A 12,920-nucleotide genomic window follows, 5' to 3' on the forward strand; every position below is an offset into this window, starting at 1 on the left:
AGCCACTGTTCAAAACCGAATAAGGCTATCCCCGGTGCAGCTTGCCGCTCGCTCAGCTGCTTCTCCGATAAAAAACGAAGAAGCACAAGATACGACAAAATATGGTCGCTAAGTGAGTGCTTTCCACTCCGAACCCTTTCTGAAGCGGGTCCGAAGCACACTTATTCCGCTTATTTCAGTGCTGACTTCTTAAGATATGCTTTTGTCTGTTCCGTACTCTCGTCATACAAACTATCTATCCGTTGAAGCTTCTTCTTTTCTGCCTGGAAATAGCTTGAGGCTTCATCTTCCGTTTTACCTTCTGTATCCGGCTCGAACGCATGCATCCATTCGTTCATACCCTCTTCTGCAATCTTTAATCGTTCCAGCAGCTTTATAAGGTCTTTCTTTAACACGGCTGTGTCCCGTTGAGGGTTTGCTTTCTTCAGACTGTCGACGTTTCGGATTAACGTATCGAGCGTCATTTGCAGGTTAACGACTTCGCTATTTTTAGCCATTACCTCATCGTGGAGTTTAATCACTTCACTCCTGAGCTCTTTGCGGTTCTCTTTTTGCTGACACGCAATGATGCAAAGACTTACTGCCAGAAAAAACAGTGTTTTATTGATAGTCATATCTTAAATATATTAGTGTAATAAGCAGAATATTATCGCCAATAAAGATATAGAGCTATGTTCAAAAAAAGAACAAATAAAATTGGTCAGCGGCTTTCTTACAACAAATGATATCTAATCCGTATTATTCGCTTATTTTTGCCTGAAAATGTAATTGATGAAGGATATGGGGCAGCATCCATCGGCAAGAGCAATTCGTACTACGCAGCTGGGAATAATAATAAGTATAGTTCTGGTTGTAGTAAAAGCCGTTGCGGGAAACCTGGGCCATTCCTATGCCCTGATTGCCGATGCTACGGAAACAGGAGCCGATATTCTTAGCTCGGCCTTGTTGTGGCTGGGATTAAAATATTCATTAAAGCCTGCAGACAAAGGGCATCCCTACGGGCATGGAAAAGCTGAGCCCTTAGCTGCTATTATTATCTCACTATTCCTGCTCGGTGCCGCTGTTTGGATCGGCTTCAATGCCTTTCATTTCATTAATACACCTCATGTGCCCCCACATGTATTTACACTCTGGGTATTATTGATTGTGATTATCATTAAAGAAGCTCTTTTCAGGTACGTCATAAAAGTAGGAAGAAGCATACATAGTCAGGCTGTTATTGCTGATGCATATCATCATCGCAGTGATGCGATTACGTCGGTCGCTGCTTTTATCGGAATTATCATAGCGATACAAACAGGCTACGAAGCCGCTGATGATTGGGCAGCTTTGCTGGCTGCTGGCCTGATTGTTTTCAATGCTTTCCGGATTTTGCGACCAGCCCTTAACGAGATAATGGACAGCGCACCATCCAGCGATGTTGTTGAAAGAATAAAAGAGGATGCAGGCAGCGTTCCTGAAGTAAAGGCAGTCGAGAAATGCTACGTCAGGAAAATGGGATTTGATTATTTTGTTGATCTGCATATTCTCGTAGAAGCTCAGCTGACGGTGGCTGAGGGGCATCGTATCGCACACCTGGTGAAGGAAAGATTAATGAGTCGCGATAGCAGGATAAAAAATGCGCTGATACATGTAGAACCCTATTAATCAGAAATACTCAAGGGGAATACTAAAAAGATGAAACCGGATCTGCACTATGGGGTTATACACAGGAGTTGCATATAACTATGCCGGCTACAAAAAAGCACAATTGTTTAACAATATATTCTATTTATTATGAAGTTTAAAAGTTTAATGCTTGCAGGTGTGCTAACTATCCTGCTTGCGCCTTCAGTCAGGGCGCAGTTTACTTTACCCGATCTGCCTTATGCATTTGATGCTCTTGAGCCTGCAATTGATAAGGAGACTATGCAGATTCATCACGATAAGCACCATGCAGGCTATGTTAAGAATTTGAATGACGCAGTGAAGGGTACTGCCCTGGAGAAGCAGTCAATCGAGAAGATTCTCGCTTCTGTATCAAAGTCGTCTGCAGCAGTAAGAAACAATGCCGGAGGGCATTACAATCATAGTTTGTTCTGGCAAGTAATGGCACCTAATGGTTCGGCGCCTTCAGAAAGCTTTGTTAAGGTGATTAACAGTACGTTCGGCTCCCTTGATAAGTTTAAATCAGCATTTGCGGATTCGGCTGCCAAACGTTTTGGTTCAGGGTGGGCATGGCTCATTATTCAGAAAGGGAAATTGAAGATAACCACCACCCCTAATCAGGATAATCCTTTGATGGATGTGGTAAAAGAAAATGGAGTTCCCATTCTCGCCCTGGATGTATGGGAGCACGCCTATTACTTGAAATACCAGAATAAACGTCCCGATTATATTTCTGCATGGTGGAGTGTTGTAAACTGGCCTGAAGTAGAACGCCGTTATAACCAGTCGAAATAATATTTCAATACAAAGCCCGGCAAATCTGTTGCGTGAACAGGCTTGCCGGGCTTTTTTATAGCATATTATTCTGGTCGCAGTATATTATTAAGCGTCGTGCTTAATACCTGCTGGGATAGCAGCAGGTGCGGCTGGTTTTTGCTTATATTTTCTAAACCAACTGTTTGCCTTTATCTGAATAACACCGATAAACGCCTCTCTGAAAATGTTAGTGCTCATCTTCGATACTCCCTGTTCACGGTTAATGAAAATAATTGGGACTTCAATTACCTTAAAGCCATGTTGCAGAGCTGTAAACTTCATTTCAATCTGAAAGGCGTAACCAACAAATTTAATCCTATCGAAGTCGATAGTTTCTAAAACCTGTCTGCGGTAGCACTTAAAGCCTGCTGTAGTATCCTGGATGTCCATGCCGGTAATAAGGCGCACATATACAGATGCGAAGTACGACATCAGCACCCGGCTCATAGGCCAGTTCACCACATTCACTCCCGTAACATACCGCGATCCGATCGCCACATCCGCTCCGCTCTGGCATGCTTCACGCAATCTGGGAAGGTCTGCCGGATTATGAGAAAAGTCGGCGTCCATTTCGAAAACGTATTGATAATCATGTTTTAATGCCCAGCGAAAGCCGTGAATATAGGCTGTTCCGAGCCCCAGCTTCCCTTTCCTTTCCTCAATAAATAGTTTTCCTGAAAACTCGCCCTGCATCCGTTTAACAATGGCGGCGGTACCATCAGGCGATCCGTCATCGATAACGAGAATATGGAAAGGTTGTTGAAGGGAAAATATAGATCGGGTAATCTTCTCTATATTTTCCTTTTCGTTGTAAGTGGGTATTATTACAAGACTATCAGATGACACGTATAAAGATATAAAGGAATAAAATAATATTAGCGGATGCCATGCATCATTTTTCTAAGCTTTCCCGAAAGCAGGAACAGCAAAACAGCTGCTACTCCTGGCAGGATTACAAAAAGCATAAAGAATTCGAAAAGATTATGAATTGTAAACCCTGCAAACGTCGGATATTCAGTAGGTATCCTTAGCTCTTTGAGTTTTGCAAGCTGCGCTGCAGTTGGCGTAATGGTTTTGTCAAGCACGCTCTGCAGGTTAATGCCAGCTTCCTGCGCAGCCGTGAATTTTTCGCCGGTTGGAGGAATAGAAGCTCCAAGTGTACCTGCCAATGCATATCCGGCAGCATTTGCAAGGAACCATACTCCCATAAGAAGAGACGAAAAACGATGCGGGGCAAGTTTCGATACCAGCGACAATCCGATAGGAGAGAGACAGAGCTCGCCTAGCGTATGGAACAGGTACATAACAATTAACCAGATAACAGCTAACTTTTCGGTATTTCCAAGGTTCTTTACCTGGAATGCGATGATCAGGAACCCGAATGAAAGCAATAGAAGTCCTATAGATTGTTTAACGGGTGAGATAGGCTCCAGGTTTCTTCTTTGAAGTCGTAACCACAGCCAGCTAAACGGAAACGCGAAAATCATGATGAACAGCGAATTAGCATTCTGCACAATGCTTGGTGGCATATTCCATCCGAACAGCCTTCTGTCGGTTTGGTTATCCGCTATAAATGTCAGCGACGATCCGGCCTGCTCAAAGCAAGCCCAAAAGAAGATAACAAAAAAGCCAAGTATATAGATCACCAGAATCCGGTCGCGTTCAACCGCCGTAAGCGACTTATCCGTAATAATGAAACCCGCCAAACTTAGTCCGCTCGCATAAATAAAGGCATAGATCCAGTTTTGGTCAATAACAAAACGAAAAACAAGCACAAGAGCAAAAAAAGCGGCAAATGCTCCATATTTTGAAGCGACGGAAAAACTAGCTTCCTGCACTTCATCAGCCCCTTTGGTTATATCTAGCGCAGGTTTTCCGCCAACAGCAGAACCATCAGGCGATACGATGTATTTGTTTTTCAGGAAATAGAATACCAGGGAGCCAAGGAACATGGCCATGGAAGCGGAGAGGAATCCCCATTTAAAAGAGGTGACTATGCGCGTGCCGTTGTCTAATACCACGTCTCCCACCATCGAGCAAATATTCATTCCAAGGAAGGCGCCCACATTGATACCCATATAAAATATAGTAAATGCTGCGTCAAGCCGGCTGTCTCCTTTGGGATATAACTGGCCTACCATAGACGATATATTAGGTTTAAAAAAACCGTTGCCGAGTATAATGACACCAAGGGCTACATACATTGCTATTTTAGAAAGCTCGAAATTGGTGTCGTAGGTACTGCCACTTAAGAAAAGGAACAATTGCCCGATTCCCATTGTAACACCACCCAGGAGGATACAGTTCCGGTTTCCAAGGAACCTGTCGGAGATGAAGCCTCCAAGCATTGGCGTGAGATAACACAATCCTAGAAATCCTCCGTAGATCACCGAAGCTTCCGCTTCACGGAACGCGAGTGCATTTACAAGGAAGAGAGTTAAAAGGGCGCGCATCCCATAAAAATTAAACCTCTCCCACATTTCGGTTGTAAACAACACATACAGCCCTTTAGGATGACCTTTGGATGGCGATGGTGTTTCAGCAATGTTTATAGTATCCATATTTTATATATATTCTTTAAAAATGTGCAAAATAGTATCTTTTAATTTATTTCTGGTTAAAGATTTTTTAATACGCAGCCGGAAAAGTACGAAACATGTTAAAAATGTATTCTTCTTAAGGTTTTATTTTAACTTATTTATAATTTCTTTTGAGGGTTTTTTAGGATCATTATATAAATCATCTATCTCAGAAGGAGAGTTCTTTAGTTCGAGGTTATCTACAAACTTTAGCCGGCCTCTGTCTATTTTAAAACCATCATAAGAAAGGTCAGGTCCAAATAACTCCGGTGAACCTGCCATTTCGGTGCTTGGAGGAACGAGATGGTCAAATACGATCATTCCCTCGGCGGGAATGTAATTCAACATCATTGAGACCTGCCGGTTATATTCAAATACGATCCTGTGCTTATTAACACTCTCTTTATTTCCATAAAATACAGGCATTCCAAACCACGCCTTGTTGTCTTTAAAATAGAGTATATCAATTACTTTTTTTGTTGACTTTACAGTATTACCCTTCCATCCAAGCAATATATAATAAGGCACTTTTACATTGTAGGTAACAGGAATAACCTTGTAATATTGAGCGCCATACCAATGGCCGCTGTTTAATGTGCTGTCCTGCGGGTTTTTAATTTCAGCGCTATGATCTACCAGAGGAAACATCTGAAGCCTTCCGCCGGCGTTGTTCATCTGGATGGTGCCATAATAACGATAGCTGCCGTCATTATTTAGAACATGCCACGAAAAGATGCGGAACCGGCGGTCGGGAGAAGTGAGAATGGAAATTGTTTTTAATGAATCAAAGCCGAAATTAAAAGAATTGTTGAGCTTTAAGGCGCTGACCAACGTTTTGATCATCGTGTAACTGGCGTTATATCTTTCAGCTTCGCTGGGATTATTCACAACCTGATAACCTAAGTTTTTAAGGCTGTCCTGAAGCTTTATAAAAGTTTGAGCCGAGTTAGGAGGATCAGAATGCTGTGCCATGGTGTTCATGCACATAAATAATCCTATTGCCAGAAAGTAAACGCTTCTTCTCATTTCTAAAACACGCACAATTATAAATTTATTTGTTGAAAAAGGCAAACGATAACATGCCCGGATTCTTAAACAAGTTAGCGGCTCAAACCAGGCTCACCTATTGATAAACATCTTTACATGCTGTTTGTGTAAACTTGTTTTTATATGCAAGTTTATCTAAGTTTGAAGCTTAAGGAAAAATTGTGGCCAAGCTGAATAAAAATCCCCATCTCATTCTTTACCGCAGGTATTCGTCGTCGATGAAATACGTCATGATGGTTCTATGCGTGGTGATTGTAACTCTCTTTCTTCCAAAGCATGCCCGCTTTAAGTATGAATACGAAAAAGGAAAGGTTTGGATGAACAAGGACCTCGTTTCACCTTATAGCTTTGCCATAGAGAAGACTTTTGAGGAAATCGAAAATGATAAAGCGGATATATACAAATCAGTGCTGCCAGTTTATCAGAATGAAACAGAAGTAGCTGATAATGAATTGCAAGCTTTCCTGGCCGACTTCGAAGTGAGGTGGGAGGGAGCTTCGGGGGACGATGCATTGAAAACGGTATACCAGCAAACCGGAGAGAAAATACTTACTGCGATATACGAAAGAGGCGTGATGGCCTTTAATAAAAAGTATCAGCAGGCCAATACAAACTACAATTTCGACCTCTTAACAAACAACAAAGCCCGGCAGCTTAATACCGCAACCGTTTTTACGCTCGAATCGGCCGCCAGATATGCCGAAGAAGAAGTAAACAAAGCCGTTGCCGTTAAGAATAAGCCCTGGCTTACCAAGCTTATTGACGATCATATTCAACAGAATTACATTTATGATGAGCGCTTAACCTTGAAAGTGGAGGAAGAGGCTCTTAAAAATCTCTCGCCCACACGGGGGATGGTGCAGAAAGGAGAACTGATTGTGGCTAACGGCTCGGTAATTACGCAGGAGGTATACCAGAAGCTTGAGTCGCTGAAGAATACTTATGAAGAAGACAGCAAGTTTGGCGGAAATCGAAAAATTATCTTCTTCGGGCAACTGCTGCTCGGAGGGTTAATAGTGGCTCTGCTGATGATATTCCTCCGTTTGTTCAGGCGCGATATATTTGAGGATAATCGAAAAATATCTCTTATCCTCGTGGTAATCACCATTATGCTGGTGTCACTCTCATGGGCGATAAACCTGAAAATTCCGAACCTTTATTATATCCCATATTGCATCGTTCCAATAATCATCAGGATTTTGTTTGATACCCGGTTAGCACTAAATATTCATTTACTGGTAGTGCTGGTGGCTGGCTTTTTTGTGCCAAACAGCTTTGAATTCGCTTTTCTTCAGGTCACCGCGGGGATGGTAGCAATATATAGTATAAAAAACCTGGTAAAACGCGAGCAGCTCCTGATATCTGCCCTTTTCATCCTTAGTAATTATTTTGTGGCATATCTCGGGATCTCACTCATCCGGAATAATGGTTCTATTGCCAGTCTTGAATGGGTTAACTTTGTGCCTTTTATATTCAGTGTACTACTTTCACTTCTCGCCTATCCTCTTATTTACGCATTCGAACGTGTTTTTGGTCTTACTTCCGAGGTGACTTTGATGGAGATCACCAATACCAATTCAAAGCTACTTCGCGAACTTTCTTATAAGGCACCGGGAACATTTCAGCATTCATTACAGGTAGCAAATCTGGCGGAGGCGGCCATCTTTAATGTCGGTGGTAATACTCTTCTTGTAAGGGCCGGAGCCCTGTATCATGATATAGGGAAGATGGAAAACCCGCAGTACTTTATTGAAAATCAAAACAAGGGTCAAAATCCTCACGATAGTCTGTCATATGAGGCGAGTGCTCAAATTATTATCAGGCATGTCACCAAGGGCGTGGAGTTAGCCAGGAAAAACCACCTGCCCGAAATAATTATCGACTTTATCCGAACGCATCACGGGAATACGCGAATGGACTATTTTTATCAGTCGTTCCTTAAAAACTTCCCTGAAAAGTTTGTCGATGAGAATATTTTTCGCTATCCCGGACCAATACCATTTTCAAAAGAAACAGGCGTGCTGATGCTTGCCGATTCTGTTGAAGCAGCTTCCCGCAGCTTAAAAGAGCCCGATGCCAAAAGTATAAGTAACCTGGTAGATCGTATAATTGACTATAAACTCGAGCAAGGACAGTTAAATAATAGTAACATTACGCTTAAAGACATTGCCAATATCAGGACGATATTTAAGAATATGCTTATGAGTATCTATCATGTAAGGATAGACTATGAAATATAACTCAGCGATATCCGGATTTTTGTCTGGCTTTAACCCGTTCAGCTACAGATGATTCCAGAGAGAGCTGATTTTTATGGCAGATAACTTATCCGAAAAACGAATTTTTTTTTTGAAGGCTATACCTAATTGCTATATTTGCAGTCCCTGAAAATAGGGGGTGAGGTGCCTGAGAGGCCGAAAGGAACAGTTTGCTAAACTGTCGTACGGGTAACCGTACCGAGGGTTCGAATCCCTCCCTCACCGCAGAGTAAGATAATAAAGAACACAAAAGCCTGTAGATCATGTGATTTACAGGCTTTTGTGCTTTTAAGGCTTGCATGAAATGCTCATTTATGAGCATATTTGGGTAGCTTTTATGAATACATATTATTTACCTGATGACATTATAGGCGGTTCTGCCAATGGCTCGGATGAGGTTGTGATCCGTTTTTATATCTCCGGTCGGGATTCAGTTAAAAATAGGATTGTGTTAAATCAGAATATGATCAATCTGTTGGTTAGCGGTACGAAGACAGTAGTTTACCCCGATGCCACCGCTGTAGTGAATGCCGGCGAACTGGTAGTGTTATCGACCGGGAACGTGCTCACCTCCGAACTTCTGACAGGCGGGCAGCAGTTCAGCAGCATTCTGTTTTACTTCAGTAACGAGGTGTTAAACCGTTTTCTGATCAAGTACGATCACTTATTGCAAACGGTGACCCCTTTAGGCGGTAGACAGCCCTTCCTTATCTTTAAGCAGGATAGCTTCATCAAGCATTTCACCGCTTCGATGCAAGCATTGTTAACGGCAGAAAACGACCTTCCATCGGCCCTCAGATTGGTCAAGCTTGAAGAGCTGCTATTGTATCTTTTGCATATGGATCCCGAGCGGTTTCGGGCTATCCGGATCATCACAAATGACAGGATGCAATTGCAGATAAAAAAGGTGGTGGAAAGCCACGTCGGGCAGTTAATCACCGTAGATGAACTTGCATTCCTTTGTCATATGAGTACTTCTACTTTTAAAAGACGATTCAGGGAGATCTATGATACCACACCTCAAAAATGGCTTCTTACCAGGAAACTCGAAATGGCTGCCGAACTGCTTAGGTCAGCAGGTGAGAGCCCTTCGGGCGTTTATCTGAAGGTTGGCTATCAAAATCATTCCAGTTTTTCAGAGGCTTTCCGTAACCATTTCGGTAGCACACCAAGCGAATACCAGCAGAAACGTATGAACGTTGTGCCGTAACAAGTGGACGTTTGGCCCTAACCTGTTCCCCATGCCGCTCGATACCTTTGTATCATCAAATAACAATAACCATGGAAACGATGACAGAAAACAACAAAGCAGTAGTGCGTCGCTTTAATACGGAAGTGATCGAACAGGGAAATGTCGACAGCTTCAACGCACTTATGGACGTCGGGTTTATTAACCGGTCGGCTCCAGCCGGTATGGACAATGGGCCGCAGGGTATGATCTGGTTTTTTAATGAGATCTTACGCCCGGCTATACCCGATATAAAAGTGACCATACATGATCAGATAGCTGAAGGCGACAGTGTCACCACCCGCAAAACCATCAGCGGTACGCAAACAGGTCCGTTGCTGGGGGTACCCGCAACTGGCAAGGCGATTAGCATCGGCGTGATTGATATTGTCAGGGTGAGAGACGGCAAGTATTTTGAACATTGGGGCATCACCACCTTACCCGAACTTCTCGCCACCTTAGCGCAGGCTACGTAAAAGCCATGTTGAAACATACCATATGGCCTCCTATCTGGGTGCAACCACCAAATGTTTAAGTTGCATGATCGTTACCCACTCTGACCGAAGAGGTCTGTCATTTAGTAAAATCAACTGTCCTGCAAGGTCCTGCTGCTGCAGTAAATAGCAGGAATCAACGCAGGATAGTTGCGGGAAAGCATTCGTTTTTATAATTTGCGCAAGTCTTAATGCACATTTTGTATATTCCGTTTTTTTAATGAACAACAATGAACTGGCCTCGAAGCCACACTATCCCATACTCGACGGGCTTCGCGGTGTAGCTGCAATAATCGTAGTAACTTTTCATTTGGCAGAGCCATTAGCTACAGGTCATTTAGATATTCTTGTAAATCACGGCTATCTGGCTGTAGACTTTTTCTTTTTATTGTCCGGCTTTGTAATTGGCTATGCCTACGATGATCGCTGGCAGAAAATGACCGTCGGCAGCTTTTTCAAACGCCGGATAGAACGTCTTCAACCGATGGTAGTCCTGGGGATGACCTTAGGTGCCCTGGGATTTTATTTTACCGATTCTACGCTGTGGCCGCTCATTCACACGGTGCCAGTCTGGAAGATGTTGCTCGTGATGCTGATTGGTTATACCATTTTGCCCGTGCCATTATCGCTTGATATACGCGGCTGGCAAGAGATGCATCCCTTGAATAGCGTGGGGTGGTCCTTGTTCTTTGAATATATTGCTAATATTCTTTATGCTATCTGGATCAGGAAGTTTTCAAAAACGGCATTAGGTGTCATCGTATCCATTGCTGCTATAGCCCTTGCCCATCTGGCAATTACAAATGGTGATGTTAGTGGCGGATGGACACTGAATACAGAACAGGTACGCGTTGGACTAACCCGCACCATCTACCCATTCTTTGCCGGTTTGCTGCTTTCACGTATTGCAAAACCCGTCCGGGTTAAAAATGCCTTTTTGTGGTGCAGCCTTCTTTTAGGCGTCGTGCTTTATATGCCACGCATTGGCGGCGCTGAGCATCTTTGGATGAACGGAATCTATGAATCTGTTTGTATTATTGTTGTTTTTCCGCTTATAGTTTATCTCGGCGCAGGCGGAGTATTACATACTCAATCAGAAAACAGGATCTGTAAATTCCTGGGTGATATATCTTATCCGCTTTATATGGTTCACTACCCACTGGTCTATTTTTATGTCGCATGGATCAGTAACCACAAGGGAGTGACAATCATGCAGGCCTGGCCATACGCTTTTCTTATTTTAGCTGGATCAGTCATATTGGCCTATACTGCATTAAAATGGTATGATGAACCCGTTCGCAGATGGTTACGGAAAAAACTCGGTTAGGAGGGAATCCTGGTTCAATCTCTCCATGGTCACTTAACTTGTTTTTATATGCAAATTTCTGGGTCCGCTTCGGACCCGCTTCAGAAAAGGTTCGGAGTGGTAAGCACTCACTTAGCCACCATGCTTTGTCTTTCTCCTGTGCTTCTTCGAGTAAAAACCGAAGAAGCACAGGAGCGAGCGGCTGTCTGGACCGAAGATGGGCCCATTCGGTTTTGGGCCCGGCCGCACTGGGTGCCTCATTTCGGTTTTGCCCTTTTCAATACTAATAATTAAAAGCTATCTTTTCCTGACCACGTTCGGACTGGCTGCTTCTCAGGTTCTGGCTGGCTATGACTTGGCTTCGGCGCAGGTATAGGATTTTTTAGAAGAACTGTAGAAGAAATCCCATACCCGTGCCGAAGCCAGCCGGGAGAGGGTGCGACTGTGTCAGTAGATGATAGTGAGCTATAGAGACAAGTAAATTGAGCCGTAGGAGAAATCACCGGGCCGGTATTTCACTGATATTTGTGTTAAATCAAAACAAAACAATGACAACTGTCTCAAAAATCAACCTTGGAAAAAATGGTCCACTCGTGTCTAAACTCGGATTGGGCTGCATGCGTATGTCGTCTGTATGGGGGAGTACTTTGAATGACGAAAACGAAAGCGTAGCCACCATTCAGGCAGCGCTGGATAATGGCATCAATTTCCTGAACACAGGTGACTTCTATGGAAGTGGCCATAACGAACTGCTTGTAGGCAGAGCCATAAAAGGCAGAAGGGATGATGCCTTCATAAGTGTAAAATTTGGTGCGATCTTTCACAATCATCAATGGATCGGACTGGATCTGCGTCCTATTGCTATTAAAAACTTTATCAATTACTCTTTGGTACGGCTGGGTGTGGAAACTATTGATCTTTATCAGCCATGCAGAATGGACAACAGTGTGCCTGTAGAAGATGTGATCGGAACCGTTGCTGACCTGATTGAAGAGGGGAAGGTGCGCTATCTGGGTGTATCTGAAATCACCGCAGACCAATTACGCATGGCGAACAGCGTTCATCCTGTTACCGCATTAGAAATAGGCTATTCATTAGCCGACCGTCAGATAGAAAACGATTTGCTTCCCGCAGCGAAAGAATTAGGGATAGGAGTTGTTGCTTTTGCCAATACGGCCGAAGGCTTACTCACCGGAGAAATGAAGGCACCACTTGCCGCAAATGACTACCATAATCATTTCTCACGTTTTCAGGGAGAAAACCTGATGAGGAATCTGGAGAAGGTCGAGCTCTTGAAGGAAATGGCAAAGGATAAAGGTTGTACATCCACACAACTCGCAATAGCATGGGTGAATGCACAGGGTGATTATATTATGCCACTGGTAAGTATGAGCCGGAGAACGCGATTGCCCGAGAATATAGCGGCGATGGCGATTGAGTTTACTCCAGAAGAGATGAATAAACTTAACTTGCATTTTTCGCAAGGCGCCATACTTGGCAGCACATATCTGCAAAGATAGCGACAACATAAGTTACACTATTTTC

General features: G+C 43.3%; 12 protein-coding genes and 1 tRNA gene. 9 read left to right on the forward strand and 4 right to left on the reverse strand.

Annotated elements, in window-relative coordinates:
* Nucleotides 1-170: 170 nt before the first annotated feature.
* Nucleotides 171-614 carry a hypothetical protein gene (locus BDE36_RS08135; protein ID WP_128769382.1) on the reverse strand — a complete coding sequence of 148 codons (444 nt, stop codon included), beginning with the start codon at nucleotides 612-614 and terminating at the stop codon, nucleotides 171-173.
* Between the two features lie 157 nt (nucleotides 615-771).
* Between BDE36_RS08135 and BDE36_RS08140 the strand changes: the two genes are divergently transcribed.
* A complete protein-coding gene (locus tag BDE36_RS08140; RefSeq protein ID WP_128769381.1) occupies nucleotides 772-1,647 on the forward strand; it encodes a cation diffusion facilitator family transporter in 876 nt (291 codons plus the stop codon).
* A 129-nt stretch (nucleotides 1,648-1,776) separates the two neighbouring features.
* A complete protein-coding gene (locus BDE36_RS08145) occupies nucleotides 1,777-2,442 on the forward strand; it encodes a superoxide dismutase (RefSeq protein ID WP_128769380.1) in 666 nt (221 codons plus the stop codon).
* A gap of 87 nt (nucleotides 2,443-2,529) precedes the next feature.
* On the opposite strand, the gene BDE36_RS08150 is transcribed toward BDE36_RS08145, so the two are convergent.
* From BDE36_RS08150 to BDE36_RS08160, 3 genes are all read right to left on the reverse strand, one after another.
* Nucleotides 2,530-3,309: a polyprenol monophosphomannose synthase gene (locus BDE36_RS08150; protein ID WP_128769379.1), complete on the reverse strand. Its 780-nt coding sequence runs from the start codon at nucleotides 3,307-3,309 to the stop codon at nucleotides 2,530-2,532.
* 29 nt (nucleotides 3,310-3,338) lie between these two features.
* On the reverse strand, nucleotides 3,339-5,024 hold the full coding sequence (locus BDE36_RS08155; RefSeq protein WP_128769378.1) for a peptide MFS transporter: 1,686 nt from the start codon (nucleotides 5,022-5,024) through the stop codon (nucleotides 3,339-3,341).
* Nucleotides 5,025-5,147: 123 nt separating this feature from the next.
* Entirely contained in the window at nucleotides 5,148-6,068 is a 921-nt protein-coding gene (locus tag BDE36_RS08160; RefSeq protein WP_141814469.1) for a hypothetical protein, read from the reverse strand.
* Between the two features lie 239 nt (nucleotides 6,069-6,307).
* Between BDE36_RS08160 and BDE36_RS08165 the strand changes: the two genes are divergently transcribed.
* The 7 genes from BDE36_RS08165 (at nucleotide 6,308) to BDE36_RS08195 (ending at nucleotide 12,895) form a co-directional block, all read left to right on the forward strand.
* Entirely contained in the window at nucleotides 6,308-8,329 is a 2,022-nt protein-coding gene (locus tag BDE36_RS08165; RefSeq protein ID WP_170205930.1) for an HD family phosphohydrolase, read from the forward strand.
* A gap of 156 nt (nucleotides 8,330-8,485) precedes the next feature.
* Nucleotides 8,486-8,572 (forward strand) — tRNA-Ser (locus BDE36_RS08170).
* A gap of 112 nt (nucleotides 8,573-8,684) precedes the next feature.
* Nucleotides 8,685-9,557, forward strand: coding sequence for a helix-turn-helix domain-containing protein (locus BDE36_RS08175; protein ID WP_161987578.1), 873 nt, complete (start codon nucleotides 8,685-8,687; stop codon nucleotides 9,555-9,557).
* Between the two features lie 71 nt (nucleotides 9,558-9,628).
* Nucleotides 9,629-10,051, forward strand: coding sequence for an ester cyclase (locus BDE36_RS08180; protein WP_202618134.1), 423 nt, complete (start codon nucleotides 9,629-9,631; stop codon nucleotides 10,049-10,051).
* Between the two features lie 238 nt (nucleotides 10,052-10,289).
* A complete protein-coding gene (locus tag BDE36_RS08185) occupies nucleotides 10,290-11,396 on the forward strand; it encodes an acyltransferase family protein (protein ID WP_141814471.1) in 1,107 nt (368 codons plus the stop codon).
* 48 nt (nucleotides 11,397-11,444) lie between these two features.
* Nucleotides 11,445-11,669 carry a hypothetical protein gene (locus BDE36_RS08190; protein WP_141814472.1) on the forward strand — a complete coding sequence of 75 codons (225 nt, stop codon included), beginning with the start codon at nucleotides 11,445-11,447 and terminating at the stop codon, nucleotides 11,667-11,669.
* Between the two features lie 254 nt (nucleotides 11,670-11,923).
* The gene (locus tag BDE36_RS08195) at nucleotides 11,924-12,895 is read left to right on the forward strand and encodes an aldo/keto reductase (RefSeq protein ID WP_141814473.1); all 972 of its coding nucleotides are present in this window, start codon (nucleotides 11,924-11,926) and stop codon (nucleotides 12,893-12,895) included.
* Nucleotides 12,896-12,920 lie beyond the last annotated feature (25 nt).

It is taken from the genome of Arcticibacter tournemirensis, assembly GCF_006716645.1.
In the GTDB taxonomy this organism is placed as follows: Bacteria; Bacteroidota; Bacteroidia; order Sphingobacteriales; family Sphingobacteriaceae; genus Arcticibacter; species Arcticibacter tournemirensis.

What these genes read in the sequence shown, in the direction of transcription:
- BDE36_RS08185 (WP_141814471.1), top strand. Translation starts at nt 10,290, where the DNA reads ATGAACAACAATGAACTGGCCTCGAAGCCACACTATCCCATACTCGAC.
- BDE36_RS08145 (WP_128769380.1), top strand. Translation starts at nt 1,777, where the DNA reads ATGAAGTTTAAAAGTTTAATGCTTGCAGGTGTGCTAACTATCCTGCTT.
- BDE36_RS08140 (WP_128769381.1), top strand. Translation starts at nt 772, where the DNA reads ATGAAGGATATGGGGCAGCATCCATCGGCAAGAGCAATTCGTACTACG.
- BDE36_RS08160 (WP_141814469.1), bottom strand. Translation starts at nt 6,068, where the DNA reads ATGAGAAGAAGCGTTTACTTTCTGGCAATAGGATTATTTATGTGCATG.
- BDE36_RS08165 (WP_170205930.1), top strand. Translation starts at nt 6,308, where the DNA reads ATGAAATACGTCATGATGGTTCTATGCGTGGTGATTGTAACTCTCTTT.
- BDE36_RS08195 (WP_141814473.1), top strand. Translation starts at nt 11,924, where the DNA reads ATGACAACTGTCTCAAAAATCAACCTTGGAAAAAATGGTCCACTCGTG.
- BDE36_RS08180 (WP_202618134.1), top strand. Translation starts at nt 9,629, where the DNA reads ATGGAAACGATGACAGAAAACAACAAAGCAGTAGTGCGTCGCTTTAAT.
- BDE36_RS08175 (WP_161987578.1), top strand. Translation starts at nt 8,685, where the DNA reads ATGAATACATATTATTTACCTGATGACATTATAGGCGGTTCTGCCAAT.
- BDE36_RS08135 (WP_128769382.1), bottom strand. Translation starts at nt 614, where the DNA reads ATGACTATCAATAAAACACTGTTTTTTCTGGCAGTAAGTCTTTGCATC.
- BDE36_RS08190 (WP_141814472.1), top strand. Translation starts at nt 11,445, where the DNA reads ATGCAAATTTCTGGGTCCGCTTCGGACCCGCTTCAGAAAAGGTTCGGA.
- BDE36_RS08155 (WP_128769378.1), bottom strand. Translation starts at nt 5,024, where the DNA reads ATGGATACTATAAACATTGCTGAAACACCATCGCCATCCAAAGGTCAT.